The organism is Paenibacillus sp. GP183 (genome assembly GCF_900104695.1).
Lineage (GTDB): Bacteria > Bacillota > Bacilli > Paenibacillales > NBRC-103111 > Paenibacillus_AI.
This window is the reverse complement of sequence record NZ_FNSW01000001.1, coordinates 1,182,704-1,209,214: the sequence shown is the minus strand read 5'-3', so window position 1 is coordinate 1,209,214 and position 26,511 is coordinate 1,182,704. Positions and strand designations below refer to the sequence as shown.

General features: G+C 45.9%; 25 protein-coding genes. 24 read left to right on the top strand and 1 reads right to left on the bottom strand.

Going from position 1 to position 26,511, the window contains the following annotated elements; genetic code table 11:
* The first annotated feature begins 80 nt into the window (after positions 1-80).
* Positions 81-302, top strand: a complete 222-nt coding sequence (locus BLV33_RS05990; RefSeq protein WP_090789188.1) for a hypothetical protein — start codon at positions 81-83, stop codon at positions 300-302.
* Positions 303-389: 87 nt separating this feature from the next.
* Here BLV33_RS05990 and BLV33_RS05985 read toward each other — a convergent pair whose 3' ends face one another.
* Positions 390-1,319 carry a DMT family transporter gene (locus tag BLV33_RS05985; RefSeq protein ID WP_090789187.1) on the bottom strand — a complete coding sequence of 310 codons (930 nt, stop codon included), beginning with the start codon at positions 1,317-1,319 and terminating at the stop codon, positions 390-392.
* A 139-nt stretch (positions 1,320-1,458) separates the two neighbouring features.
* On the opposite strand from BLV33_RS05985, the gene BLV33_RS05980 reads away from it, so the two are divergent.
* The 23 genes from BLV33_RS05980 (at position 1,459) to BLV33_RS05870 (ending at position 26,369) form a co-directional block, all read left to right on the top strand.
* On the top strand, positions 1,459-2,862 hold the full coding sequence (locus BLV33_RS05980; protein ID WP_171909336.1) for an aminotransferase-like domain-containing protein: 1,404 nt from the start codon (positions 1,459-1,461) through the stop codon (positions 2,860-2,862).
* Positions 2,863-2,950: 88 nt separating this feature from the next.
* Entirely contained in the window at positions 2,951-5,242 is a 2,292-nt protein-coding gene (locus tag BLV33_RS05975; RefSeq protein ID WP_090789185.1) for a DEAD/DEAH box helicase, read from the top strand.
* Entirely contained in the window at positions 5,239-6,726 is a 1,488-nt protein-coding gene (locus BLV33_RS05970) for a ribonuclease H-like domain-containing protein (RefSeq protein ID WP_171909031.1), read from the top strand. Before BLV33_RS05975 ends, BLV33_RS05970 begins: the two co-directional genes overlap by 4 nt.
* A gap of 162 nt (positions 6,727-6,888) precedes the next feature.
* The gene (locus BLV33_RS05965) at positions 6,889-7,695 is read left to right on the top strand and encodes an Fpg/Nei family DNA glycosylase (protein ID WP_090789181.1); all 807 of its coding nucleotides are present in this window, start codon (positions 6,889-6,891) and stop codon (positions 7,693-7,695) included.
* A gap of 15 nt (positions 7,696-7,710) precedes the next feature.
* On the top strand, positions 7,711-8,550 hold the full coding sequence (locus BLV33_RS05960) for a deoxyribonuclease IV (RefSeq protein WP_090789179.1): 840 nt from the start codon (positions 7,711-7,713) through the stop codon (positions 8,548-8,550).
* A 33-nt stretch (positions 8,551-8,583) separates the two neighbouring features.
* Positions 8,584-8,925, top strand: a complete 342-nt coding sequence (locus BLV33_RS05955) for a cyclic-phosphate processing receiver domain-containing protein (protein WP_090789177.1) — start codon at positions 8,584-8,586, stop codon at positions 8,923-8,925.
* Positions 8,926-8,949: 24 nt separating this feature from the next.
* Positions 8,950-9,720, top strand: coding sequence for an ABC transporter ATP-binding protein (locus BLV33_RS05950; protein ID WP_090789175.1), 771 nt, complete (start codon positions 8,950-8,952; stop codon positions 9,718-9,720).
* A complete protein-coding gene (locus BLV33_RS05945; RefSeq protein ID WP_253186982.1) occupies positions 9,717-10,751 on the top strand; it encodes a 23S rRNA (cytidine(2498)-2'-O)-methyltransferase RlmM in 1,035 nt (344 codons plus the stop codon). The genes BLV33_RS05950 and BLV33_RS05945 overlap by 4 nt, the downstream gene beginning before the upstream one ends.
* Positions 10,752-10,824: 73 nt before the next feature.
* Positions 10,825-12,483: a serine/threonine protein kinase gene (locus BLV33_RS05940; RefSeq protein WP_090789171.1), complete on the top strand. Its 1,659-nt coding sequence runs from the start codon at positions 10,825-10,827 to the stop codon at positions 12,481-12,483.
* Between the two features lie 279 nt (positions 12,484-12,762).
* On the top strand, positions 12,763-13,851 hold the full coding sequence (locus BLV33_RS05935) for an AAA family ATPase (RefSeq protein ID WP_171909030.1): 1,089 nt from the start codon (positions 12,763-12,765) through the stop codon (positions 13,849-13,851).
* Positions 13,851-15,131, top strand: coding sequence for a TadA family conjugal transfer-associated ATPase (locus BLV33_RS05930; RefSeq protein ID WP_171909029.1), 1,281 nt, complete (start codon positions 13,851-13,853; stop codon positions 15,129-15,131). Before BLV33_RS05935 ends, BLV33_RS05930 begins: the two co-directional genes overlap by 1 nt.
* Positions 15,122-15,982 carry a type II secretion system F family protein gene (locus tag BLV33_RS05925; protein ID WP_253186981.1) on the top strand — a complete coding sequence of 287 codons (861 nt, stop codon included), beginning with the start codon at positions 15,122-15,124 and terminating at the stop codon, positions 15,980-15,982. Before BLV33_RS05930 ends, BLV33_RS05925 begins: the two co-directional genes overlap by 10 nt.
* A 2-nt stretch (positions 15,983-15,984) precedes the next feature.
* Positions 15,985-16,857: a type II secretion system F family protein gene (locus BLV33_RS05920; protein ID WP_090789168.1), complete on the top strand. Its 873-nt coding sequence runs from the start codon at positions 15,985-15,987 to the stop codon at positions 16,855-16,857.
* Between the two features lie 13 nt (positions 16,858-16,870).
* Positions 16,871-17,092 (top strand): Flp1 family type IVb pilin, encoded by a 222-nt coding sequence (locus BLV33_RS05915; protein ID WP_090789166.1) that lies wholly within the window; start codon positions 16,871-16,873, stop codon positions 17,090-17,092.
* Between the two features lie 4 nt (positions 17,093-17,096).
* A complete protein-coding gene (locus tag BLV33_RS05910) occupies positions 17,097-18,089 on the top strand; it encodes a TadE/TadG family type IV pilus assembly protein (RefSeq protein ID WP_139305695.1) in 993 nt (330 codons plus the stop codon).
* 14 nt (positions 18,090-18,103) lie between these two features.
* The gene (locus BLV33_RS05905; RefSeq protein WP_090789161.1) at positions 18,104-20,359 is read left to right on the top strand and encodes a hypothetical protein; all 2,256 of its coding nucleotides are present in this window, start codon (positions 18,104-18,106) and stop codon (positions 20,357-20,359) included.
* Positions 20,360-20,377: 18 nt separating this feature from the next.
* Positions 20,378-21,043: a TadE/TadG family type IV pilus assembly protein gene (locus tag BLV33_RS05900; RefSeq protein ID WP_090789159.1), complete on the top strand. Its 666-nt coding sequence runs from the start codon at positions 20,378-20,380 to the stop codon at positions 21,041-21,043.
* Between the two features lie 38 nt (positions 21,044-21,081).
* Positions 21,082-21,504, top strand: coding sequence for an A24 family peptidase (locus BLV33_RS05895; RefSeq protein WP_253186980.1), 423 nt, complete (start codon positions 21,082-21,084; stop codon positions 21,502-21,504).
* Between the two features lie 87 nt (positions 21,505-21,591).
* Positions 21,592-23,013 (top strand): DUF6382 domain-containing protein, encoded by a 1,422-nt coding sequence (locus tag BLV33_RS05890; RefSeq protein ID WP_090789157.1) that lies wholly within the window; start codon positions 21,592-21,594, stop codon positions 23,011-23,013.
* A 105-nt stretch (positions 23,014-23,118) separates the two neighbouring features.
* A complete protein-coding gene (locus BLV33_RS29210) occupies positions 23,119-23,424 on the top strand; it encodes a hypothetical protein (protein WP_090789155.1) in 306 nt (101 codons plus the stop codon).
* 45 nt (positions 23,425-23,469) lie between these two features.
* Positions 23,470-23,853, top strand: coding sequence for a sugar phosphate isomerase/epimerase family protein (locus BLV33_RS05880; protein ID WP_366414847.1), 384 nt, complete (start codon positions 23,470-23,472; stop codon positions 23,851-23,853).
* 97 nt (positions 23,854-23,950) lie between these two features.
* Positions 23,951-25,240, top strand: a complete 1,290-nt coding sequence (locus BLV33_RS05875; RefSeq protein WP_090789153.1) for an IS110 family RNA-guided transposase — start codon at positions 23,951-23,953, stop codon at positions 25,238-25,240.
* 556 nt (positions 25,241-25,796) lie between these two features.
* The gene (locus BLV33_RS05870; protein ID WP_090789152.1) at positions 25,797-26,369 is read left to right on the top strand and encodes a LysE family translocator; all 573 of its coding nucleotides are present in this window, start codon (positions 25,797-25,799) and stop codon (positions 26,367-26,369) included.
* Positions 26,370-26,511: the final 142 nt, after the last annotated feature.

Genomic DNA, 26,511 nt, shown 5'->3' with positions numbered 1-26,511 from the left:
TAAACAAGGAGACGCCTTCGTATGTAAATCTTGCTTTTGGGATATACTAGAAGCTAGTTGTCAGCATAATTGAGGTGCAAATGATGAATTTCACGAGTCAGGATATTGACATTATCGAAAAAGCATTAAGATCTGCCATGCAGAGTGAAATCGATGAACGCCGCAATGAGGAATTTCGCGAGGTGCTTTTAAAGCTGCAAAGCAGCACCCGTCAGGTCAACAACCTTTTGACGAATCATGTCATAGAGTCCATGCCGGACGGAATTCGCTATGATTATGATGACTCCTCTGATCTCCATTAAAGGATACAAAAATCGACAATGATAACTACATCCTAAACCAAGGGGCCTTACTTTTGTAAGGCTCCTTTTCTCATGCACCTGATAGATTTATACAGGTTTCCGTAAGGTTACAGAAGATGTTTTCGATCTAAGGATCAACGGCAATAAACTATCCAGATTGGCCAGTACCGTTCCGACAATAATCGTAACAACTCCAATAGCAGTAATCCAAGTGATGGTCTCTTGATAGAACAGGGCTCCAAAGCCAAGAGCAATTAGCGGGGATATGTAAAGCCATGTTGCAGGAAAGACAGGATTCGTTTTGGCGACAAGCCAGTAGAAAAGGCTGTGCCCTACCATGGAACCGATGACGATTAAATAGAGAAGTGATCCAATCACGCTTGCCGACATTAAGCTCTTTAAATGAACCTGTTCAGTAAATAATGACAGTACTAGCAGCAACACACCTCCATACATCATCTGAACAGCATTTAGAGCAATGGGTGAAGCATCAGGGAGGCTCTGAATAACACCTTTGGAGTATAGTGCTCCTGCACAATAGGAAAGCTCGCCAATTAAAATAGCGATGCAACCGACAGCCCACAAGAGACTAACGGATACTGTAAGCTTTGGAAGCAGCAGCAAGAATACTCCAGCAAATCCAATGATACAGCCAAATGTAGAACGAATCGTCGATCTTTGCCTTAAAACAACAATTTGTAAAATAAGAATCATGATCGGGCCAGTTGCCGACAGTACGGCAGCAATTCCTGAAGCCACATATTGTTCGGCCCAGTATAAGGTCGAGAAAGTTCCGAATGTCAGACCAATTCCCGTAAACAGCATTTCTTTGCGAAGCAGCAAGGCGAATTTTGCTTTTTTCCTCCAAATCATCCAAAGAAACAGAATTAAGCCAGCGCTGAAAAAACGCAACCCGGCTAGAAAGAATGGCGGACCTGAAGCATCGACTCCGATTTTAATAGCCAGAAACGTGGTTCCAAATACAAGACATACCAGCAGATAATTAATAATGATCATCGTGAATCTCCTTTCGTTATGTATGTATCATACTACACAGTTTGTAGAACAGATTTCTCCGAACAGAACAGTTTGAGAAAAAGTAGTGTACAATAAGCGTAGAGGGGGTTGAATCGTGAAGAATAAACTCACAACGACTATGGACACCAAACTGCTTTTTAAACAAGTTTATGATTACATAATGACCCGAATTGATCGAGGTGAGTTGAAAGCACATGACAAACTTCCATCGATTCGGCTTCTCGCGAGTGAATTGCAAATCCATCGGTTAACGGTTTTCCGAGCTTATCAGATGCTTAAACAGGATGGAAAGGCCTATGTAAGAGAAAAGTCCGGTTATTATGTAAGCACAGATGATCCGGAGCAAGAGCTCTACGAGCAAACCGCTATCCGACCAATTGAAGCTCCAAGTCACTTGAAAAACTATTTATCCGAAATTCAAAGAATACCGGTCGTTTATCAGTTTTCCCAATCTTTAATCGATCCGAGCTTGCTGCCGAACCTTTATCTGTCTGAATATGTCAAGAAAGTGTTCGATATTTACCCGAAGCTAATGGGAACTTACTCCAGTGTGCAAGGTGACGAGGAGCTTCGCGACGTACTTTGCCGATATATGGTTCGTCAGCTGAGGGTTCATTTGACAGCAAACAATCTGCTCATTACGACAGGGGCACAGCAGGCCATAGATTTGCTTTCCCGATTATTCATCAGGCCCATGGATGCCATTTTGGTTGAACGTCCGACTTACAGCGCTGCTTTAGATATTTTCCGTCAGCAGGGCGCACGTTTTCTTGACGTTGAAATTAGCCCTGAAGGCTATGATTTGGACAAAGTCGAGATGCTGATGAGAGAGTATAAACCGCGGTTTTTTTACATGAATCCTACCTTTCATAATCCGACGGGTTATACAGTTCCTTCTGCTCAGCGAAAGCACCTGGTCGAGCTTGCTGAACGATACAGATGTCTGCTGATTGAAGACGATGTGTTTCATGATATGTATTTCGAAGTGCCTCCTCCCAAGCCTGTGTTTGCTTATGATACGGAGGGGTGGGTGGTCTATATCCGCAGCTTTAGCAAGTATGTGGCGCCGGGTTTGCGTATTTGCGCTGTAATCGGACAGCCGTCCGTGATCGAGCCGCTCATCACAGCCAAATCTCTTGCCGACAATGGGTCGCCGCTGGTGAATCAGAAAATATTTTTGCATTATTTTCAATCGGAAAGAATGCAGCAGCATTTGGAGAAACTGCGGATCGCCCTGCAAATCAGAAGAGACATCATGGAAGAAGAATTAGCATCTACCGGCTGGACATGGGTTACCCCAAACGGCGGACTTAACTTATGGATCAAGCTGCCTGACGGGTTGACAGTGGGAACAATCCGAAGCGAAAGCATTCGGCAGTCCATTTCATTCGTTCCAGGAACCCTGTTTGATCCTCTGCGTGAAATGCAAGGATGGATACGATTAAGCTATTCTTTTGTCAATGAAGCCTGTTTGCGGGATGGGACAAGACGGCTGGCGGACATCGCGAAACGCTTCAAGTAGTTTGGATGGGTATACAGCTATAAACATATTGCCATACGAACATATATTCTGTAAAATAGAAGCATCTCAGTTGTAAGGAGTTTCTTCAATGAATCCTTTAACAGGCAAGATGTCTTCCATCAACGAAATGATTGATTGGATCCGTAAATCCCCGGAGATTATGTCTCAGGTTACTTATTGGCATACAATACCCCCGCGCGAGGCGAAGCTGGTTGATTTCCCGCTTGGCCTGCATGAGAGCATACGCGATGCCCTCAAGCATAGAAACATTCATCAAATCTATACACACCAAGCCGAGTCCTTTCGAGAGGCATTGAGCGGCAATCATGTCGTGACTGTGACGCCTACTGCATCGGGCAAAACCTTCTGCTATAACCTTCCTGTTCTGCAGAAGATACTGGAGAACGACAGCGCCCGCGCGCTTTATTTATTTCCGACCAAGGCTTTGGCGCAAGATCAGGTTGCGGAGCTGCAGGAAATGGTTGATTTCATGGGAGTCGATTTCAAAACTCACACGTATGACGGAGACACTCCGCCAACCGTAAGGCAGGCCATCCGCAATGCCGGGCATATCGTGGTGACGAATCCGGATATGCTTCATTCCGCAATTCTGCCGCATCACACCAAATGGGTTAAGCTGTTCGAGAATCTCAGCTATGTGGTGATTGATGAGGTGCATACCTATCGCGGCGTCTTTGGCAGTCATGTCGCCAATGTAATCCGCAGATTGAAGCGAATCTGCCGTTTTTACGGCTCCAATCCGCGTTTCATCTGTGCATCGGCGACGATTGACAACCCGAAGGAGCATACCGAGCGCTTGATTGGCGAGCAAGTGGCGCTTGTCGACAATAACGGCGCTCCGGCCGGGGAGAAGCACTTCGCGTTCTATAATCCGCCGGTCGTCAACCAGCAGCTTGGCATCCGCAAGAGCTCGGTGCTGGAGACGCGGAAGCTGGCTGGAACCCTGCTGCGCAGCGGGATCCAGACCATTGTATTTGCGCGAAGCCGCGTGCGGGTCGAGATCCTTCTGACCTATCTGCAGGAGCTTGTAGCGCATGAGCTGGGCAGCAAATCGATCCGCGGTTACCGCGGGGGCTATCTCCCGAAGCTGCGCCGGGAGATCGAAAGGGGCCTCCGCAGCGGCGAAATCCGCGGCGTGGTCAGCACGAACGCGCTGGAGCTGGGCATCGACATCGGCCAGCTGCAAGCGTGCGTGCTCAACGGCTATCCAGGCACGATAGCCAGCACCTGGCAGCAGTCCGGGCGCGCCGGACGCCGCCAGGAAAGCTCGCTGACGATACTCGTCGCGAGCAGCAACCCGCTGGATCAATATTTGATCCAGAATCCGCAGTACTTCTTCGAGCGCCCGCCGGAGCAGGCGCGCATTCACCCGGACAACCTGATCATTCTGGTGGATCATGTGAAGTGCGCCGCTTATGAGCTGCCATTTGAAGCGGGAGAACAATTCGGCGGGGAGCCGCTTAGGGACATCCTCGATTTCCTGACGGAGGAGCAGGTGCTCCACACCGTTCAGGACCGCTGGTACTGGATGGAGCAGTCATTCCCGGCTCATAATATTTCTCTGCGCTCTGCAACGCAGGAGAATTTTGTCATTATTGATATTACCAATCCTGTCCATCGCGTGATTGGCGAGGTGGATCGTTTCGGGGCGCCGACGTTGATCCATGAGGAAGCCATTTATCTTCACGAAGGCGTCCAGTTTCAGGTGGAGAAGCTGGATTATGAAGAGAAAAAGGCGTTCATTCGTCAAGTCAACGTCGATTATTACACAGACGCCAACTTAGCTGTAGAGCTTAAGGTGCTGCATGTGAACCGCGAAGTCAAAGAGGGCGGTCTGCTCCGTGAATTTGGGGATGTTACCGTGAATGCGAAGCCGACAATATTTAAGAAAATCCGGCTGCATACGCACGAGAATATTGGCTCAGGTCCGATCCATTTGCCTGAGGAGGAGCTGCACACCAGCTCCTATTGGTTCACCTTCGACGAGTCGATGACTTCAGGGAAAACCACGAACGATGTCCAGTTCGCCCTGCTGGGCATCGCTAACGTGCTGGCGCACATAGCGCCGCTGTACCTGATGTGCGACCCGATGGACATTCGGGTCGTGCCGCAGGTGAAGGCCATGCACAGCAAGCTGCCGACCGTCTTCTTCTACGACCACTACCCGGGAGGAGTCGGCCTCAGCGAGCGGCTCTACGAGGTGCACGGGCAGCTGATGCGGCAAGCGCGCGGCCTGATCACCGCCTGCGGTTGCCTGAGCGGCTGCCCGGCTTGCGTCGGGCCGATCGAAGAGGTCGGCCTGCTCGGCAAGCAGTTGGCGCTGGAGCTGCTGACGCAGCTCGAAGGCGGTGCCCGGTGAGCGGGCTCCGCGAGCGGTTAAGCCGCTTCAAGAAGCCGGAAGCGGACCGGGCTCCGGCGCTTGCGTCCGCTGCGGCTTCCGCGGGCGAGGATTGGGCGAAGCTCGGCGCCCATCTGGAGACGAGCGCATACGGCGCCTTCATTTTGAGGCGCCGGGTTTACAGCCTTGGCAGCCGCCACGGCAGATATCAGCTGGAGGAGCTGGCTGATTGCGTGGGTGAGCTGGCGCGGTTTCATCAAGCAGCCGAGGTCGGGCTGGAGCGGCTGCTTTTCTTTGATACGGAGACGACCGGGCTTGGGGTCGGCGCGGGCAATGTGCCCTTCATGGTGGGCATCGGTTACTACACCGGGGATCAGTTTGTGGTGGAGCAGCTGTTCATGCGCAACCCCAGCGAGGAACTGGCCATGCTGCGCTATCTGCAGGATAAACTCAGCCGCTATACCCATATCGTGTCCTATAATGGACGCAGCTTTGACTGGCCGATCTTGAAAAACCGTTATGTGCTGAACCGGCTTGGGTTTAATGACAGCGCCTTGCTTCAGCTTGATTTGTTATATTCATCCAGAAGTCTTTGGAGGAACTGTTTGCCTTCCTGCAGACTTAGCAGTGTGGAAGAGAACATTCTTGGCTTTAACAGAGTGGGGGATGTGCCGGGCTCGATGGCACCGACGTTATATTTTCAATATTTGGCGGAAAAAGATGCTCGGGTGTTGAAGGGTTTGTTTATACATAATGAACACGACATCGTGAGCTTAGCCGCGCTGGCCACCCATTTTGGGAAGCTGCTAAGCGGGGAGTGGGAGATCAGCTCAGTCAGCTCCGAAGAAGCCGGCAAATCCGCTAATCTGAGCGGCATCCATACGCATGCACAAGACGAAGAAACCTACCGCATCGGTGTTTGGCTGGATAAGATGGGGCGGGACGATCTGGCCGAGGCTGTGTTTGAGCGCTTGCGTTCAAGCATGATGGAGAGACCGCTCGTTTCTGAGGGGACTGCTCAAGCCATGCTGCTGCTCGCTGCCTTCTATAAGAAAAAAGGCGCGTATAAGCGAGCCTCACAGCTTTGGCTGCGGCATATTGAAGGGAAAAAGAGCGGCTTGTCGGCGAACCTAGAGCCTTATATAGAGCTGGCCATGTATTATGAGCATCGCGAGAAAGATATCCAGCAAGCCCTTTTTTATACCGAAGAGGCATGGACCAAGCTTTGGCGCAGAAGAGCATTGTCACGATTGGACAAGAAACAGTCGGAGCAGGAGCTCATGCTTAAACATCGATTGGAGCGTCTGAATTTGAAGCTGCTGCAGCTGCAAACCAAAGCGTTACAAGCTAGCAATAAGGGGAGGAGCAGCTTGACTCTTGATCCAACAGCCCAGGCCCATTATGCATCGGGGACTGCAAATCTGCGAGGGCATCATACAGCATCTGTAGGCTCAAGCAAAAAGCGGCGCAATAAGCCTGTTTATGTCATGGACAGCTTAATTTGAGCATGATATCGATCAAAGTCTGTTGATTTTCATAACGATTCACTCATTTTGGCTTGTGGTTAATTAGGTATCATGGTTGATTGATGGGTACACTTATAACATTGCCCTGGAATGGATATAACAGAATCAATTACCAAAATCAGACATGGGGAGTGGACTGCAATGCCGGAACTGCCTGAAATGGAAAACTACAAAAAGCAGCTGCATCCATTGATCCATGGTAAAAAGATAACTGCTGTTGACATTGAGCGGCCAAAATCTTTAAATGTGGCCCCTGAGCTTTTTGCTAGAGAAGTGATCGGCACCAGCATCAAGGATATAGAACGAAGAGCGAAGCATATCTTGTTTCATTTATCCAGCGGCAAGATCCTGCTGCTTCATCTGATGCTTGGCGGCTCGATGTTTTTTGGGTCTGAGGCAGACAAACCCGACCGTACCGTTCAGGTTACTCTTAGCTTTGGTGACAAGCAACTATATTTTATCGGTCTTCGACTTGGTTATTTGCATGTGCATACGGTGGATGAGGTCGATGGTCTTTTGGAAAAGCTTGGTCCTGAGCCGCTTGATCGAGGTTTTAAGCTCCCTGATTTTAAAACGCGAATATCCGCCAAAACAACGAATTTAAAGGTGACCCTGGTCGATCAAGGCTTTTTATCCGGTATAGGCAACTGTTATTCGGATGAAATCTGTTTTGATGCCCGGCTACTCCCTGCGAGAAGAGCGAATTCGCTTAACCCCACTGAACAGGTTCAGCTTTATGAGTCCATGCAAAGTGTGCTGAAAGAGGCGATTAGATATGGCGGTTACATGGAGCCTTTGTTTGCTGGCGATAAGGTAACCGGGCAGTTCGATTCCATGTGCAAGGTGTATGATCGCGAAGGCGAGCCCTGTGCACGCTGCGGCCACCCTCTGATCAAGAGGGAATTGTCCGCGAAAAAATGCTTTTACTGCTCGAATTGTCAGAGGTAAAGGAGTGACAAAAGCATGCACATCGGATCTCATGTGAGTACAAGAGGGAGCTACGAGGGAGCGGCCCACGCAGCTTTCGGTATGGGAGCAGGGGCTTTTCAATATTTCCCCAAAAATCCAAGAAGCTTGGCGCTTAAAACAAAATGGAATACCCAAGACACTCATAGCTGTGCAGACTTCAGCAAGGAAAAGGGCCTGCTATCCATTGGGCATTCTCCCTATCCACTGAATCTCGCAGTAGACGAAGAAGATCGACCATTGATGCGGGCGGTGCTGATGAATGCTCTTGAAATCACGGAAGCATGCGGCTCTGTTGGCCTTGTTGTGCATTTTGGCAAATATCATGGAAAAGACCTCTTGCAAGGGTACAAAAATATTATACAATTACTGAATGAAGCATTAATGGATTGGAAAGGGAATTCACTGGTTTTACTTGAAAATCAAGCCGGTGAAGGTACAGGTATGGGAACCACGCTAGAAGAGCTCGTCCAGGTTCGTTCACTGTGTGCTGTGCAGGAGCGGATTGGATTTTGCTTCGATACGTGCCATGCTTTTGCCGGTGGTATTTGGAGTGAATCGCTTTGGAAGCGCTTTGAGGAAAATGGCGAGAAGCTCGGTTATTTTCAGCATTTAAAGGCCGTTCACTTGAATGATTCACTGCATCCTTTTGGCTCACGCCGCGATCGTCATGCGAATATCGGACAAGGTCAAGTTGGACTGAACGCCTTCCGTATGCTGCTTGCTTCTCCTTATTTGCGCGGGATTCCTGTTGTTCTGGAAACAGAGCCTGCCGAGCATGGGGGCCATCAGACTGAAATTGCCCTTGTACAATCTCTTGCCGCAGGGACAGCATAAGCCCTAACCACTTTGAGAGGAGAAACCGGAGTCATGATTCACGTTTACTTGGATGATATGCGTCCATGCCCGCGAGGCTTTACCTCGGCAAATAACGCTGAGCAGTGCATTTTGCTGCTGCAGGAATTTGAAATCCAGGTGCTTTCTCTGGACCATGATCTCGGCTGGAATCAAAAGAATGGCGACGAGGTGGTGAACTGGATGATCCGGCATAAGAAATTCGCCAAAGAGATTTATCTGCATTCCTCAAGCCTTCCCGCTAGAAAACGGATGTACGAAATGTTAATCATTGCTAAACCCGAAGATGTTCAGCTTTATCAGACACCAGTGCCCGAGTCAAGGATAAAGCAAATTGCTCAAGAGACTTATACATAGATAATAGGAGAGGGTTAAGACCATATGATTCACTTAAGCCATATTTCATTTATTCGCGAAGAACGCCATATTCTGGACGATGTCAATTTGCATGTTGAAGCGGGAGAGCATTGGGTCATTCTGGGGAAGAACGGCTCCGGCAAGACGACGCTCCTGGAAATGATGAACGGATATGAATTTCCAAGCAGGGGAAAAGTTGAAGTGCTGGGCAATGTGTATGGCCAGTGCGATGTTAGAGCTGTGCGCAAGCAAATAGGCTATATCAGCCAATCCTTGTTTGAAAAGCTGAATCTCTCTGATCCGGTTTGGGAAGTTGTAGCCACGGGTGAATATGCGTTTCTGAGATTTTACGAGGAAATACCTGACGAGGTTAAGGCAAAAGCGGTTCGCATGCTGGAGCGTGTAAGGATTGCGCATCTCAAGGATCAACCGCTCGGAACACTTTCGCAGGGTGAACGCAAAAAGGTGATGCTGGCCCGAGCTTTGATGATGAGTCCGGATATTTTAATTATGGATGAACCGGCTTCCGGCCTGGATTTATATGAGCGCGAGCGATTACTTAATGACATTAATGAACTGAGCAAAGAGAAAATAACGGTCATCTATGTGACTCATCATATTGAAGAAATTATCCCGCTGTTCACCCATGTTGCGCTGATTGATAACGGCAAATTGATTGCGGCTGGGCCCAAACGTGAGGTGCTTACCACTGAAAATATTTATCAAACCTTTGAGGTTCCTATCGAGCTTGAATGGTTTCAAGACCGTCCATGGATCAAGGTGCTGCCAGCATGAACATTTCCCGATTTATAGGAACATCCAATCATGGCTTTGCCCAATATGCGCAAGAAGAGATTAAGCGATTATTTCCGAATGCGCGGTTTACGCTTTTGGTACCGACCGAGGTTTTCATTTTTGAACTCCCGGTTTCGGTCGAAGAAGCTGCTCGTTTGATCAGACAGCAAGAGCCTATGTTTCTGAGGCATATGCAGCCGGTTGATCATGTTTTGGAGAGTTCACGTTCTGAAGCGGATTTGAGCGAGCTGGTTCAATGGCTGAAGGAACATGCTTCCTTTGAGGCCGGGGAAAAGATAGCAGTGCAAGTACGCAAAGAAGAGGGATCTGGGGCGCCATATGCGCCTATTGCCGTAAAATCGGCTATGGATCAGTTATTCGCATCGCACTTTGGTGCGGAACCGGTGGTCAAAGATGCCGACCGCATCGTTTCTGTATATGTGACAGCCGAGAAGGTGTATATCGGGACTTCCCGCCCGGAGGATAATCTATCGGATTGGTCCGGCGGGGCTATTCGTTTTCATAAAGAAGAGGACCAAATATCGCGGGCGAAATTCAAGCTATTGGAAGCGGAGCAGCGTTTTGGCCTCGATTTCGGCTCCTATAAGAATGCTCTCGATATCGGGGCTGCGCCGGGAGGTTGGACTTCTTTTTTATTGGAAAAAGGATTGAAGGTAACCGCGATTGATCCAGCGAGCATGCATCCCAGTCTGATCAGTAATCCCAAGCTGACTTTTCATAAAAAGAATGCCGGCGATGTAAAGCTGCGAGATGAGGAATTCGATCTGCTTGTTTGCGATATGAGCTGGAGCCCAAGGCAAATGGGCCGGCTTGTAGCCGATCTGCTCTATGCTCTGAAGCAGGGCGGAACTGCCATTATCACGGTGAAATTGATGCACAAGAAGCCTTTTCAAACGGTTAAAGAACTGCTGCAAGCTTTTGAATCGCAGCTGCACTTGGTGCAAGCCAAGCAGTTGTTTCATAATCGCGAGGAGCTGACTTTGTATCTGATTAAGTCAACCATTTTATGAAATATATGGATTTTAATAAATCGTTCCCTTATACTTTAGGTAATTCTTACCTGTAGGGGGCGATTTTTTTATTGTGGAGTTTAAACATATTGATGAAGGAGATACGTTAGGAGGAAGATATCGGATTGTTTCCTTGCTGGGTCAAGGAGGGATGGGCCGTGTTTTTTTGGCTGAGGATTTGAAGCTCAAAGGAAAGAGATGGGCTGTAAAGGAGTGCCTGCATGTAGGTACTGATGTGCAGATCTTTCTCGAAGAAGCTGAAATGTTGGCTCAACTCCAGCATCCTCAGCTGCCGCAGCTGGTGGATTATTTTGCGTCGGATGTGGGCGGTTTTGCTTATTTGGTTATGGATTATATTCAGGGACCTACCTTGCATGATCTATTTGAACGCAGCAGCCGTGAGCTTTCAGTTGATCGAGTCGTCCACTATTCGCTGCAGCTTTGCGAGCTTTTTCATTATCTGCACTCGTTTCGTCCAAAAGCGATCATTTATCGCGATCTCAAGCCTTCGAATGTAATGATCAATGAGCATGATCGTGTAAGGCTGATTGATTTTGGCGTAGCCCGACATTTCACGCTGGGGAAGAATGCGGATACGCTGCAGCTCGGCACCATCGGGTTTGCTGCCCCTGAACAGCTGGCCTCAGCGCAAACGGATGCCCGTTCGGACCTCTACACGCTTGGAGCGATGATGTATTACTTGCTAAGCAGAGGCCAGTATATGTACATCACTCAAATCCCGCTGGCCAAGCTGCGTCCTGACCTGCCGCAGTCCCTGACCGACACCGTGCAGATGCTGCTGCACGACAATCCGCAGGACCGCTGCCAGTCGGCCCTGGAAGTGCAGCACCGGTTGGCGCCGCTTGCGTCTAACCCCAATAAGCCAGCGGCTCGATCGTCTGCCTTGGGATTACCAAACACGCCTGCCTCTATCCCACGCAAATTAATTGTCGTTGGCGGTTTGTATGCAGGCGTTGGATCTACTTTCACGGCCGTTACCATCGCCCGTGTGCTTCATGCCTGCGGAGTTCCTCAAGCCTTGGTTGAACAGCCCACGAATGAGCCAGACTTGTACATGCTCCTTTTTGGAGATGCCAAAGCTCCGCCGTCTTATACGTTTGCTTCAGATGCTGCGGCTAGTGCAGGAAGCTTATTGCATCAGCCGACTTGGGAGAATGGCTTAACCACCTGGATTCCCATTCATCTCGATGGCTTCTCGGGCACCTGGACTCCAGCGGATACCTTCAAGCTGCTCTATTCCATGACCAAGCCTATCGTCATCTGGGATATTTCAACAGGCTGGGGGGAGCCCTCGGTTCAAGAACTCTGCCAAAGTGCAGATGAAATCATCATCGTGCTCGATGCCTCACCGGCTAAAATCAATAGGCTCAGCTCGCGCTCACGCCTTAAGCAGCTGATCGATTATCAAGCAAGAGGCAAATCGGTGCGTTACATCGCCAACAAAGAAATACCTTCAGGCATCCGTAAGGAATGGCAGGAGTCTCTTCCAGGTCCTGTTATTTGCACCTTGCCGGAGCTTCCGTTTGAAAACGTTGTGCGCTGCCTTTGGAAAGGAGAATTCATTCAGGATCAACCTGCGGTTTTGGATAAGCTGAGAGCTGCATTACACCCTTTGCTTCGAGAGCTGATTCCAGAAGAGAAACTTATCCGTAGCGAAGCAAGACCTAAGAATTTATTTTCCAGATTTAATTTACAAAAAAAGGTTGAATAATGTGATCGTTATGATATAATTTCATCAATTGAACAAATACATAAAAATACATAAGCGGAAGCACCGCTGATTTCAGAGATTCTCTGAGTCGGCGAGTGCTTTTTTTGTGTCCCGGGGAGGTTGATGGATGCATGAACAGAACTCTAATAATCCGAATTGCTGCTGTAACGGCTGTGATGGGTGCATTTTTATTAGCTAGCGGACTATATCTCACATTTGCGTAGAAAGACTATGCTTACGAAGTTAGTTTTGCTAAAGCAAAACTCTAAGGAGGTTATTATGGCAAAAATTCAACTGCTGCTGCTCGACGAGGACCATTTTTATGCGGAGCGGCTGGCTGCGTTTATCAAGTCGTCTAAGTTCGAGGAAAGGATACAGCCCAAGCTATTTACAAAAACGGAATATGTAGACAGACTGCTTGAAACAATTAGTGATTTCTGCATTTTACTTGCTTCAGAATCTTTTCTTCCTGAATGTGAGAAGTACAAAGAACGTCTTTGTATGCTGTCTATAAGCAACATTCTACTGGCGGATGAATTAATCGATCCGGATGTTCCAGCTGTATATCGGTTTCAATCTTTACAGCAACTGCTGTCGCGAATCCTTGACTTTTATCAGGATAAACACAGGCTTCACTCTACTCCATCCAAGAATACCACTAAAATAGTTTCGCTTTATTCAGCAATTGGTAATTGCGGCAAGACCTTGTCAGCTGTTCATTTAGCCAGAGAACTTGCTTTTCGCGGCAAAAAAGTGCTTTTTCTCAGTCTGGAGGCGCCCAGCTTCGCATTTCATTTGTTACAGGGGGCAGATCCCCAGCACTTTTCACGGATTCTCTATTTTGTGAAAAGTATGCCTGAGCAGCTAAATAGCAAGCTTGGAATGTTTATTAAACAAGATCTTCGGCTGGGCATTGATTTTCTATCCCCTTGCCATCTCTTAAGAGAGGCTCAAGAAATGAGCGCAGAAGAAACACGTCATCTGATTGAGGCTTTAGTTGCAATGGACAGCTATGATTTTATCATCATTGACTTGGAGGCTTCGCTGCATGTAAGAATCAGTCAGGCTTTGAAGTTAAGCGATATTACGCTGTGGCTCGTTTTGGATGAACTGAATTGTCTGCATAAAACAAAGGCTGTTATGAAATCGTTTGGAGTTCAGAGCGGCATACATTTTGTTCTCAATAAATACACGGGAACCATACAAAACGATTTTGGGTCTGCCGACATTGTTTTGAGCGGTTATCTGCCCTATATGCCAGAATGGAAGACTGTCCATTCACTGGAGCCTTTTTTTACAGGCGGCATTTTTCCTGACCAGTTGATGCAAGCTTTCGAAGCTAACCAACTCAAAGGAGCACTCGTCTGATGGAGCAAAATCAGGAACGGGATCGGGAGCTAATGGCTGTGTTGAAGCAAAGAATCAAAGAACAATTGGATTTATCGAGCTATACTTCGGATGAGCAGCTAAAGGAATTGATTGAAGAAGTTCTTTTCTCTGTTTCATCTGAGCATGATTGGACTTCCAGGGATATTAAGGATTGGGTATTGCGTTTGTTTCATTCTTATCGCGGCTTGGATGTGTTGCAGCCGCTGATGGAAGATCCTGCGATAACGGAAATTATGGTCAATGGGTACAAGGATATTTTTATAGAAAGACAGGGGATTATAACTCGGCATCCTGATCAGTTTGAGAGTGAAGAGAAGCTGGAGGACATCATTCAAACCATCGTGGCAAAAGTAAACCGAATCGTTAATCAAGGAACGCCCATAGTGGATGCAAGGCTTCCTGACGGTTCGAGGGTTCATGTTGTATTGCCTCCTGCCTCACTCAGCGGTCCCAGTATGACCATCCGTAAGTTCCCGGGGAAGCCGCTGCAGATGGACGATTTAATTCGCAAGGGGAGCTTGACCCATGAGGCTGCCGAGCTGCTGCAAAGCCTGGTTGAATCCGGCTACAACATTTTTATCGGTGGAGGCACAGGATCGGGGAAGACGACATTTTTGGGTGCGTTAGCGGCTTCCATTCCTGCAGAGGAACGCATTATTACTATTGAAGATTCAGCTGAGCAGCAAATTCGCAATATTCCTAATCTTGTTAGTTTGGAGACACGGAATGCGAATACGGAAGGAAGAGGGGAGATTCCTATTCGAGATTTGATTCGTGCTTCGCTGAGGATGAGACCCAATCGGATCATTGTGGGCGAGGTTCGCGGAGCTGAGGCTTTGGATATGCTGCAAGCGATGAATACCGGTCATGATGGAAGCTTATCCACGGGTCATGCCAATTCAGCAGCGGATATGCTAAGCCGTTTGGAAACGATGGTCTTAAGCGGTGCCTCGCTTCCAGTGGAGGTTATCCGCAAGCAGATCAGCTCGGCAATCGATATTATGATTCATTTGAGCCGAATTCGCGACAGTACCCGGAAGGTAACCGAGATTCACGAGATGATAGGAATAATCGATGGCGAAATCATGCTAAACCCGTTATTCTTCTTTAAGGAAATGGGAGAAACCGAGGATCGCAAGGTTATCGGTCAACTGGAATACACAGGTAATCCATTAGTGAATGACCATAAGCTGCAGATGGCGGGTAAGCGCATGCCAGAATGGTTTAACCAAACAAGGAGGGATGCTATTTGCACTTAGCCGCACCGACTTTTATACTTGGCGCGATTAGCTGGGTATTATTTATTTGGTGGGATCGGAAAAAGAAGGCTTCCCATCCCGTACACTCTGTCGACAAATCGACGCAAGCACTCATCCGCTATGATGAATATCTTTTATCCAGCAAAGAAAAAGTTTTGTCGATTTTTATCTTAGCGATTCCGCTCTCCATGATTGGCTATGTTTTTTACAAAAGCATGATCATGGCCCTGCTGCTTTCCTTGCTGGCAATTCTATACCCAAGATACTACCAGGGGCACATGATCCGATTACGCAAAAACAAATTGAATGTTCAATTTAAACAAGCTCTTAGCTGTTTATCATCATCTTTATCCGCAGGCAAGTCCGTTGAAACCGCGTTTCGGGAAGCGTTGGAGGATCTGCGGGTGCTTTATCCGGATCCATCTTGCTTTATTGTTCATGAATTCAGCATTATATGCAGAAGGATGGAAAATGGGGAACCGATTGAAGCCGCATTGATGGATTTTTCGCAAAGAGCTCATTTGGAGGATGCCGCCAGCTTCACTGATGTGTTCGTCACATGTAAACGAACTGGAGGTAACTTGATCGAAGTGATGAAGCGAACTTCAGGTATTATCGGGGAAAAGCTGGAAATCAAGCAGGACATCACGGTGATGATTGCGCAAAAGAAATTCGAATCCAGAGTTCTCTTGATCGCACCCATTCTTATTGTAGCCTTGCTGAGTTTCACCTCACCCGAGTATATGGAGCCGCTTTATAAAGGAATTGGATTGATCATTATGAGTTTATGTTTACTGCTGCTAGCAGCTTGCGGCTTGTTAACCCATAAAATTATGAATATCAAGGTGTGATCATGTTTAGCTCCATTACATTATCTATCGAATTTGTTCTCTTATCTGCTTATTTAATCCTCGGCCGAAAGAAATACAGCAGCTTTATGAATGAAAATGTTTTTTCCTTCAAGCTCACCTTCCTTCATCCGGCAGGCTTGTTGTTTCTAGATCAAACCAAACTCATGGAGAGATTGCCTGATTTCACATTGCGCATTCATCATAAATTATTATTGCTTCATGGCCGGTCCAACAGTATTAATCGTTCCAAGTTATTTTATGCGGAACAAGTATCGGCAGGTTCTTTATGCTTGCTATTCTTTAACCTTATAGCTGTACTAGCTGGCGGGGATGTCGTTTATATAGGGTTGGGACTTTTCTGTGCGATGGTCACCCCTTTGCTCATGCTCAAAGAATTGGACGCTCAAATACGCAAAAAACAGCAGCAGATCATTATGGAGCTTCCCGAGGTATTGAGTACTATAGTTCTTCTTGTGAATGCCGGAGAAACCGTACAAAGAGCATGGATACGGTGCTTGCAGGTAAAACGCAGGAATGAGGCTGAATCTCCTTTATTTAAGGAAATGGACATGGCTGTCCGAGAGCTTGAGATGAATATTTCCTTTCCCAAAGTGATGGAGGATTTCAGCAAACGCTGCGCCATGCACGAGGTATCTCTATTCACTTCTTCATTGATGCTAAATTACAAAAGAGGAGGGAATGATTTTGTCCTTGCCTTGCATGGCTTGTCCCAGGAGCTTTGGCAGCGGCGCAAAACGGTTTCGAAAACGCTGGGTGAGGAAGCTTCTTCCAAGTTAGTTTTTCCGATGGTGCTCATTTTTGCAGTGGTTATGCTCATAGTGGCCGCACCGGCATTACTTATGATGAATCAATAGAAGGAGAGATGATATGAATAACGTATGGACCATGTTAAAAAAACTTTGGCAGGATGAAGATGGCCTTGGCACATTGGAAATATTATTGATTGTCGCTGTATTGGTCGCGATTGCGATTATTTTTCGCAAATGGATCGTTCACTGGTTTAATCAACTAATTGGTACTGCCAATACAGATTTAAACGGCAGTACAGTTACACCTTGTGATCCATCGAGCGGCAGCTGCACTCCATAAATTGATGAAAAAGCTGATAAAAAATGAATATGGAAGCTTCACTATTGAAGCCTCCCTGGTGATGCCAATGGTGATGCTGGGCACGATCTGCCTTCTATTTCTCGGGTTGTATATGTACCAAAAGGTTTATGTACAGCAGATAGCTCGAATCATAGCTGAACGTGCAGCTTATAACTGGAATAACAGTCATATGGATTCTAAGACAGGCAACTTCAATCCCAATGAGACAGATGGTTTATATTGGAGGTTTACGAATGACAGTGCAGCCGACCTTTTCGGGTTTATTGTTCCAAATGCACCGGCTACAGTTCAAATTCCATCAGCTCCATCAAACATAATGAATCTAACGGAAAGCAAGCTTGCAAAAGCATCCAGTCTTATCCCCTCTTTTTTATCAGGAACGGCAACCTATACGAACCATTTGATTGATCGCAAAGTAACTATCGCTTTACAGAAGCCTTTTTACTTATCAAAAAGCGTGTTTCATTGGAATGGGGCAGATAGCATCAAAGCTCAAGCCTCCTCACGAGTTGTTGAACCCGTTGAACTTATTCGTCTTACGGATATCACAAGAACTTATATAGGTGCCATAAAAGGTAGAATTACACCACGGAAGGCAAAAGAAGCTCTCGTTGAACCATCAGGAAGCTTTGGAGGAGACACAGTTACCATTACTTCCGAAAGGCAAGCTGCCTCCTATTTGAAATCACTTGTGAATGGCCAAGAGAAAGTGCTGATTACTCCAACGGGAAAAAGCCGTACGATAGACGCACTGGATGCACATGGAGTGGCTCATATTGCTTTTTATACGTTCACAGAAAATCAACTAAGGTCAGAGCAAATGACCAAGGATTTTGAGCTTTTGAAACAAGGGTCGCAAGTGAAAGGCATTGTGTGGCATTTTTTTAAAAAAAATGCCGCCGGCGTTGTTGGTCCAAGTGATAAGCTGCGAAGGGAGTTGGAGAATAAGGGAATTGCAGTCGTGTTGCACAATTAGAAAGGGGAGAGGGATTGAAATTCATATGGCATAGGGAGAATGGAGCCGTCTCGGTATATCTCATTCTGATCATCGTTCCCATATTTTTGTTTCAAGCGGTGCTGATTGATTTTGCAAGAATAAAGCTTGCTGAAAAAGAAACAGAAGCGGCTGTCAAAGCTGGTGTAAGGTCATCACTATCGGCATTTGATACAGAGCTTCAAGGAAACGGTTTATATGGTTTAGGTCTGTCAACTGAAGAAGCGCTAAACATTTTCAGCAACGTCTTTGGCAAGAATTTGTCTGGCAGCACTGCCTCAGGTGCTTTTCATTTTGTAGATACGGTTCCTGTGCCAAGCGAGTCTCGACTCACACCTATATATTCGCTGGCCAGCCATCCTATTTTCGAAAGGCAAATTTTAGAGGACATGAAGCTTAAAGCTCCCATTGAATTTGCATTGGAGATTACGGATAAGTTCAAAAAAAGCGGTGCTTCAGCTCCATTTCAATCCGCCTCACAGTTCTCCAAAGAAGCTGAAGCGTTGGAGAAGCTGTTGGATAAACGAAACGATGACCTGGACCAAGCATGGATTCATGCCAAGGCGCTGCACGATAAAGCGATAGAATTACACTCGAGATATGAAGGGGAAATAGTCGAGCTTGCTTCGTTAGCTGAGATAATAGGTATACATAATGTAGATGAAATCCAAAATTCACTTATCCATATTCGTGATCAGATCAAATCGATTCAGGATGCTATGCAAGCATTGGACCTCACCTTATCGTCGCTTGTTCAAGCTGGAAAACCAAGTATGGAAAGCATTGCTTCTATCATCCAATCCAAACAAGTACTTCAAAGTCAATTGAATGATTTGGCAGTTGTGCAAAATGAGCTGGATAAGATTCTCAAAGCTTTAATAAAATATGCGGGATTGTTAATCCAAATTAAGCAGGAAGCTGCGTCGGAAAGCTTGATCATCGCCTCTTACCAAGGTGAGATTGAACCCTTGCTGATCAGGGCCAAGCATACGAACGACAATTTGCGTAATGAGCTTGAACGAATCATGGGCGGTAGCAATGGATCAAACAAGCTGTACGATGCATTCAAGAGTGTAAAGGTGCTTAACGATGATTATTTTCACTCTTACTCTTCTTCAGTAGCGGCTGTTCTTGCCTTATTTAATGGATATAAAGGTACGATTTCCTCCATTTACTTATTTACACTGGCCAATACTAATCGGGCCAAAGCCACAAATGACGCCTATGAAAATACAGCAAACGAATTTTTTGTGAAGCAGTCAAAAATAGAAGAACAGCGCATGGGTGAACAGAAACAATTAACGGCTAATAAACTAGCCCAAAAAAACAAGATCCAGGCTGTTTTGGATCAAGCGAAGCTGGTAATGGGCGGATGCAGCAGCAATGACCAAAGCTTCTTTAGCATTTTACAAGATCCGGAGGTTCCAACTAAGGAAGGTCTTTATCAAAAATATCGAGCTATTAATAACCATGTTGCTGTTATAGGAAGCGGAGTTTCCTACGATCTGGATAAATCAGACAAAGTGAGTTTAAAGGCCATGGATATGCTGGGAGCTTTTGCGAGTATTGCCGAGGGAAGCAGAAATGAGCTGTACCTGAATGAGTTTGCGCTAACCAAATTCAATTACCGAACCTATGGCTTTGAAAAAGACATCAATGGTCAACCCAAAATATCGAATGAACGGATCAATCCCGGTTCACACAAATTAGCTTTACAAGAAGTCGAGTATTTACTTTATGGGTTCTCTTCCTGCCAAGCTAATATTTCTTCTGCCTATGCGGAGATGTTCTCTTTTAGATTGGCTATTCGTACGTTGGAGGCATTGCTTGATCCGAAAAAAGAACTTTTAAACGCAGGCTCGCCACTTCTGGTTCTATTAGCTGCAGCAGCAGAAGGAGCGGCAAAAGCTTTTATGGATATGAATGAACTGGTTAAGGGAAATCAAGTGGAGTTGTCCTCCAAACTCGCATCTTCAGTATTAACATTAACGTATAAGGACTATTTACGGATCTTCCTGCTGCTGCATAGTAATGACACCAAGCTGATGGCTCGTATGCAGGCATTGATCGAGCTTAATACAGGCAAAGACTTACAGAATCAAACGACATATGTACAGGGTCACGCAACCAGTACGGTTCGATTATGGTTTATCCCAGGAATCATGAGGCTTATAAGCGGCAGCGATCTGCTTGGCTGTAAGGTAAACATGAACCGCTGTGAAATAACACGAACTTCTGCTTTGTCATACTAAAAACGGAGGACTAGATAAATGAAATGTAAGCTTGTCAAAAGTGAACAAGGCGGAATCGTACTGGAAGCAGCGCTGCTCTTGCCTCTATTTTTGACTTTTATCGTTTCTCTTATTATGTTCATTCAAATTTCATTAGCTGAGATGGCTTTGCAGACGGCAGTAACGGAAACCGCCAAATCGATTGCCACGCAGTTGTACCCTGTGAAGCTGGTAGTTCAAGAAGCAAAGCTCAAATTCGATCAAAGTCAGACATCGAGCGTGTTTAATTCTGCTGTCAATACGGTGCAATCAGCAAGAGACAAAATGATCGGTGTCGAAGACTTTATCGATAATTATTCGGCTTATATCCCTGATCAACTATTGGACTTATTAAAGCTGGAAAAAGAATTGCGCGAACAAGGAGAAGGCACGCTTCAATCGGAATATAACAGCTTCATCGAGAATCAGTTTAGGCCGCGAGTAAATGCTGCATTTACTCCAATTGTATTTGCATTTTCAGACAGCACGTTAATTCGACGTGATAATTTGAAGGTTACTTCTGTCATATTTCCGGACTTACTTACAAGTGGAGAAAAATATTTAGGAGTGGAAGCTCAATTAGCATTTAGATTACGGCTGCCTTTCATAAATCGAACATTGATTTTGAAAAAACAAGCCTATGAGCGAGCATGGCTCGGTGCTTAACTTGGATTGAAGAGGAGTAGTGGCAAGTGACTATACTGTTGGCCGTTTTTATATTAACCGCATTTATTTCTGATGTTAGAAGCTCGCTGATTCCCAATACTCTCAACGTGGGTGCAGCAATGGCAGGACTTCTATATCATATTGCTTTTGATGGCTGGTATGGATTATTGGATTCGGCAATAGGACTTTCTATTGGCTTTTTTATACTTCTGGTCCTTTACATATTTGGTGCATTGGGAGCGGGTGATGTGAAGCTTTTTGCTGCTCTTGGCGCTTTGATGGGAACAGTCTTTGTATGGCAGAGCATCATGTATTCCTTGATCTACGCAGGTGTGATTGGGTTGATACTGCTTTTAGTTCGTAAAAAACTTATACCTGTTGGAAAAAGAATGACAGGCTGGCTGCTCTCGATTGTTGTTTTCAAGGATTATTTAACTTTCAAAAAAATGAAGCAGCAATAGCTCTTACAATTCCCTTTTATGTATGCTGTTTTACCCGGTGTCTTCACGGCTTGGTATTATTCGCAAGGTTAGACAGGAGGAGAAGAGATGGATTCGATGCAGGAAATCTATGGTTTACGATATGATTTTGTTTACAGTCACGGATTGGTCATGAAGCTTCATCGCAGCGATGGGATCTATTCGCAGGAGCTATCCGGCGTTCAGCTTCGTATGCTGGAATCCAATAAAATACCGAGGCTGCTTCCACTGGAGGTTCAGGAAATTGATTTTCAAATCAGCCTGCTCTATCATATGCATTCCAAACGGATGCTTTCCCAAGTATTGAAGGCGGAAAGACTGACTAAAGCTCAATTCATTAAGTTGATGTTTGGTATCCTTTCCGCGTTGGAGCAAAGTGGAAATTACATGCTGAATGAATCGCAATATTTGCTTAAGGAAAATTTTATTTTCATAGGCAGCGAGATCACGGATGTGTATTTAACCTATTTGCCGTTTCAGCAGTTAGTCGGAGTAATCCCCTTACATACTCAAGTAGGGATGCTCATTGAGCGTCTTATCAAAATCGTCGTGCCGGACGAACGCGCAGGATTGGACGAACTGCTTAAAGCTTGTAACGAAGATTTCAATCTGTCCGCCTTTAAACAAAAGCTTCTCGAATGGATGGGGAAGCCGCAAATGAACAAGCTACCTCAATATGAACTTGAAACCCCGAATGTTATTCCACAAACACCTTCGAAAAAAGATGATAGACCTTTCTTATCTCCACTGCCAAGTCCTATATTCCATAAGCACCCTGAACCGGAATTAAAAACATTCGAAGACAATGACAATCCGATTCTGCTTTCACAAAGAAATAGATTGCTTATTTTGGTCGTAATTTTTTTGGTCTTATCTTTCATTTGGAAAAGGTATTTAGATCATCCACACGATGCCATGCTGTATATTGCCTGTGGAATGTCCCTATTATTGATCGATTTATGGATCCTCTTTAGTTTTATATGGGTTCCGTCTGGAGCTTCGAAATGGAATAAACTCGTCAACAAGAAAAACAATAAATCAATTTCACCTCAAGTTTCGGAACCAAAATTACAAGTGAATATTCATGATTACTATGAAAATTTACATAAGCATACCACCCTATTGTCAGGTGCACCAAGTAATGCAACCGTTTTTTTGGGAAGCAAACAGGCAGTCGCCGTAATACCATTGAAAGCCAGAGCTGCGATGATTGAAGTGAACAGGGAAGGAAGCAAGCAACAAATTCCGATGTTAGGAAATTCCTTTACGATCGGAAGAGGAGAGGCAGAATGCAGCTATGTGGAACATGAAGCAGGAGTATCTAGGCTGCATGCAGAGATTTTTAAAGCCCTTGAAGGCTATGGTGTTAAGGATCTGGGTTCCAAAAACGGAACCTTATTGAATGACGAACCGCTCATCCCCTATCAGTCTTATCCCATCAAAGAAGGTGACACCATCCGGATTCTAAAAACGGAGTTTCGGATTGTATAGTTCTTTGCTTTTAAGAAACATCATTGTAATGCAACATTACTCAAAAATAAACGTTATTAAAGAAGTATTATAAAAATATTACCAATAAATATAAGGGATGATATTATGAATTTTAAGATCAGGTTCATCCTTTTTTGTATGGTGTTAATAGCTATAGTAGGTTGTGATAAACAAATATTTAAACCTCAGGATTCGCCTCAAGTCAAGCAGGGTCAAAAGGTTCCTTATACTATGTTATTGGATGATGCTTCATGTACAGCTTGGAAATCAATAAATGAATTTCCACCCATGTTTCAAATCATAAACAGTGTGGATGAATTTATTCCCCTATTTCTGGACCCATTACCAATGATCCGATTTCAAGTCCTTTTCCTCCTAAAGGCAGCTGGCTTTGGCCAAGGCGATTGGTGATTTTGATACGAGTTTGGGAAAGCTGAGCCCTGGCTTGCCAATCACATCGGAGAACAGTTTGATAAACAGGGGATTCGAATTGGCGTTCTTGGCTGCTACATAAATCCGATTCACCCGGATCCGGTGCAAAGGCGCTATGAGATTGATCGCTTTAAAGAGCATCTTCGGTTTGCCAGAGATTTTGGAACGACGATTTTAGCTACGGAAACCGGAGATTGGAACACATACCAAGCTCAAGACCCGCTGCTTTACAGAGATATAGGCTGGTCCGTCTTAAAGGAAACGGTCGAGGAGTTGATCGAAGAGGCGGAGAGATGGGGCGTTTATGTTAGCTTGGAGCCTGTCTGTGAGTATACATTATCTACACATGAGCGAATGCGGCAACTTCTGGATGAGGTTCGCTCCAATCATACGAATGTATTACGCTAAACATTCCTGTATGGGCTAAGAAATGGCCTTTGCTAAAAAAGGAGCGCCTCGGTATGATGGGTTTGTCCACAACAACATCAAAGGAGGCGCTCTTATTATGAAGTTTAAGCAAATCAACGGACAAAATCAACGGATTGAACGAATTTCCCCGACTCAGCTCGTTGTAGGCATCGACATGGCAAAGGAAACTCATGTAGCTCAAGCCACTAACTTTCGAGGCATCGTTCTTGCTAAGCGACATCTCACGTTCAAAAATGCGCTTGAAGGTTATGAAAAATTACAACGTTGGATGGATGAATTGCAACGGAAGCATCAACTGAAGACCGTCATCATCGGTATGGAACCTACAGGACACTATTGGTGGAACTTGGCGAATTGGCTTGCAAACAAAGGCCTTAACGTCGTCTTGGTGAACCCTGCCACCACCAAAAGAAACAAGGAGAACCGCGATAACAGTCCATCCAAGAGTGATCCCAAGGACGCGCTTGTCATTGCAGACGTCGTCTGTCGAGGATACTACTACGATTATACTCGACAGGCAAGCGTGTTCCAAAGGTTGCGTACGATGATGAGTGATCGGGAATTTTGGGTGACTCATAGCGTCCGTCTGCAGAATCGGCTCATCCGTTGGTTGGACATTCGGTTCCCCGAGTACACGTCGGTTTTCAAGGATTGGACCTGCCCACGATCCTTGGCTACGCTCAAAGAATTTCCTTCTCCGCTAGAATTAGAATCTCTATCCGTATCGGAGGTCATCACCGGTTGGAGAGAGCAGCATATGAAGCGAGCGGGCGGGTCAACCGGAATGGAGAAAGCGGCACAACTCATCGCTCAAGCGAAGAAGAGTGTCGGAGACACGACAGCTCTGAGCGAAGCGAAGCAGGATTTAGAGCGGTTATTGGAAGAGTATGAGCGTATCGTTGAAATGCTAGAGAAGATGGAACAGGAAGTACGGGCACTTCTCGTTAAGATCCCTATGGCCCAGCAACTACGGTCGGTCAAAGGCCTCGGCACGATCTTCATCGCGGCCATTCTCTCCGGTGCAGGCGACCTCAAACAGTACGCCCATGGACGTCAGTTATTGCGTAAAGCGGGCTTAAATCTGGCTGAAAGCATGTCTGGCAAGCGCAAGGGGCAGATCGTGCTTTCCAAACGGGGAGATGCTACGCTGCGAAAATATATGTATCTGGCTACGATCACTCTCGTGGGAACGAATCCCGTCTTTCGACAGATGCATGAACACAATGTTCAAGTCAAGAAAATGAAGAAGCAACAGTCGATATTTAAACTTCTTGGAAAACTGGCTCGGATCCTGATCGGCATCGTCCAAGGAGGAGAAACGTTTTCTCCCGAAAAAGTGAGTCCCGTTTTTACACAAGCTGCATAAGACATCTGAAAGCCACGTAGATTGACTCATTCGCAGGATTTCAAACAAAGAAAGCACGGAGAACCGAGTTCGTACCCGATAAGGGCACAGACCCATCCGCTAAACGCAATCGGTCTCCACACCTTGGACAGATATGACGATGGAATGTAAGGGCATAGACCCGTTGAGCCATGGGATGGTGAATTTCCAGGGATTTTGTGGAGTATACGTGCAGTAGAAAAAGGCTTTAAGGAAATGTTCCAGCCATTTCTTCTATTCCCGTATGCCCAAAAATGTAACGGCGGGCTCTCATCAGCTTACATCCCTAACGATCACTGTATCCAATGGTGATGAAATCCTGCGAATGAGTGAGTATACGTGAGAGAACCCCTTAAAACCGAGGGATGGGTACGATAGCGGAGGAGTTGCTTCGTGGCAGCTCCTCTTTTGGTTTATTGAAGTAACGGGCAGTATAACGCAACATTACGGAATTGACACTAATCATAAGGGAATATAGACTGGTAAACAAGATGGTCTTGATATGAATAATTGGACAAATATAGTAAGGAGAAAAATCATGGTGAGTTTCGGTACTTTGTTAGCTTTTTCATTAGTTTCGCTTGGTATGGTTTGTTCTCCTGGTCCTAACATGATATACCTAATTTCTCGTTCTATAACGCAAGGGCGTTTGGCTGGGATTATCTCTCTTCTTGGCGTCATGCTTGGCTTTCTTGTTTACATTTTTGCAACAATGTTCGGGCTTACAGTACTTTTTACTGCGGTTCCATTTCTATTCGAAACTGTCAAGCTCGCAGGTGCTGCCTACTTACTCTGGCTTGCTTGGAATGCCATCAAGCCCGGGGCTGCATCTATTCTATCGCCTCGAATTCTTTCTATTGACCCGCCAAAGAAGTTATTTCTGATGGGGTTCATGACTAACCTGCTTAATCCCAAAATTGCTATCCTGTATGTGTCACTACTGCCACAGTTTGAAGACCCCTCGCGGGGTTCTTTGTTTATTCAAAGCGCGTCTTTGGGTCTAATTCAAATAACCGTTAGTTTTACGGTCAACCTCTTGATTGTTCTTGCAGCGAGTAGGGTTGCTGCTTGGTTTGGCACGCGACCTACATGGTTACGGGTACAGCGTTAGCTTATGGGAAGTGTCTTTACTGGTCTTGCTGTACGTCTTGCTTTTGAACGCAGACAGTAAGGCAATGATTGTAAAGATGTTAATTTTCCGGGAAGCGGAATCAAAGCGTGTGGACATATGAGCATGTTCGAAGCGCCGGAAG

What these genes read in the sequence shown, in the direction of transcription:
- BLV33_RS05990 (WP_090789188.1), top strand. Translation starts at nt 81, where the DNA reads ATGATGAATTTCACGAGTCAGGATATTGACATTATCGAAAAAGCATTA.
- BLV33_RS05985 (WP_090789187.1), bottom strand. Translation starts at nt 1,319, where the DNA reads ATGATCATTATTAATTATCTGCTGGTATGTCTTGTATTTGGAACCACG.
- BLV33_RS05980 (WP_171909336.1), top strand. Translation starts at nt 1,459, where the DNA reads ATGGACACCAAACTGCTTTTTAAACAAGTTTATGATTACATAATGACC.
- BLV33_RS05975 (WP_090789185.1), top strand. Translation starts at nt 2,951, where the DNA reads ATGAATCCTTTAACAGGCAAGATGTCTTCCATCAACGAAATGATTGAT.
- BLV33_RS05965 (WP_090789181.1), top strand. Translation starts at nt 6,889, where the DNA reads ATGCCGGAACTGCCTGAAATGGAAAACTACAAAAAGCAGCTGCATCCA.
- BLV33_RS05960 (WP_090789179.1), top strand. Translation starts at nt 7,711, where the DNA reads ATGCACATCGGATCTCATGTGAGTACAAGAGGGAGCTACGAGGGAGCG.
- BLV33_RS05955 (WP_090789177.1), top strand. Translation starts at nt 8,584, where the DNA reads ATGATTCACGTTTACTTGGATGATATGCGTCCATGCCCGCGAGGCTTT.
- BLV33_RS05950 (WP_090789175.1), top strand. Translation starts at nt 8,950, where the DNA reads ATGATTCACTTAAGCCATATTTCATTTATTCGCGAAGAACGCCATATT.
- BLV33_RS05945 (WP_253186982.1), top strand. Translation starts at nt 9,717, where the DNA reads ATGAACATTTCCCGATTTATAGGAACATCCAATCATGGCTTTGCCCAA.
- BLV33_RS05935 (WP_171909030.1), top strand. Translation starts at nt 12,763, where the DNA reads ATGGCAAAAATTCAACTGCTGCTGCTCGACGAGGACCATTTTTATGCG.
- BLV33_RS05930 (WP_171909029.1), top strand. Translation starts at nt 13,851, where the DNA reads ATGGAGCAAAATCAGGAACGGGATCGGGAGCTAATGGCTGTGTTGAAG.
- BLV33_RS05920 (WP_090789168.1), top strand. Translation starts at nt 15,985, where the DNA reads ATGTTTAGCTCCATTACATTATCTATCGAATTTGTTCTCTTATCTGCT.
- BLV33_RS05915 (WP_090789166.1), top strand. Translation starts at nt 16,871, where the DNA reads ATGAATAACGTATGGACCATGTTAAAAAAACTTTGGCAGGATGAAGAT.
- BLV33_RS05910 (WP_139305695.1), top strand. Translation starts at nt 17,097, where the DNA reads ATGAAAAAGCTGATAAAAAATGAATATGGAAGCTTCACTATTGAAGCC.
- BLV33_RS05900 (WP_090789159.1), top strand. Translation starts at nt 20,378, where the DNA reads ATGAAATGTAAGCTTGTCAAAAGTGAACAAGGCGGAATCGTACTGGAA.
- BLV33_RS05890 (WP_090789157.1), top strand. Translation starts at nt 21,592, where the DNA reads ATGGATTCGATGCAGGAAATCTATGGTTTACGATATGATTTTGTTTAC.
- BLV33_RS29210 (WP_090789155.1), top strand. Translation starts at nt 23,119, where the DNA reads ATGAATTTTAAGATCAGGTTCATCCTTTTTTGTATGGTGTTAATAGCT.
- BLV33_RS05875 (WP_090789153.1), top strand. Translation starts at nt 23,951, where the DNA reads ATGAAGTTTAAGCAAATCAACGGACAAAATCAACGGATTGAACGAATT.
- BLV33_RS05870 (WP_090789152.1), top strand. Translation starts at nt 25,797, where the DNA reads ATGGTGAGTTTCGGTACTTTGTTAGCTTTTTCATTAGTTTCGCTTGGT.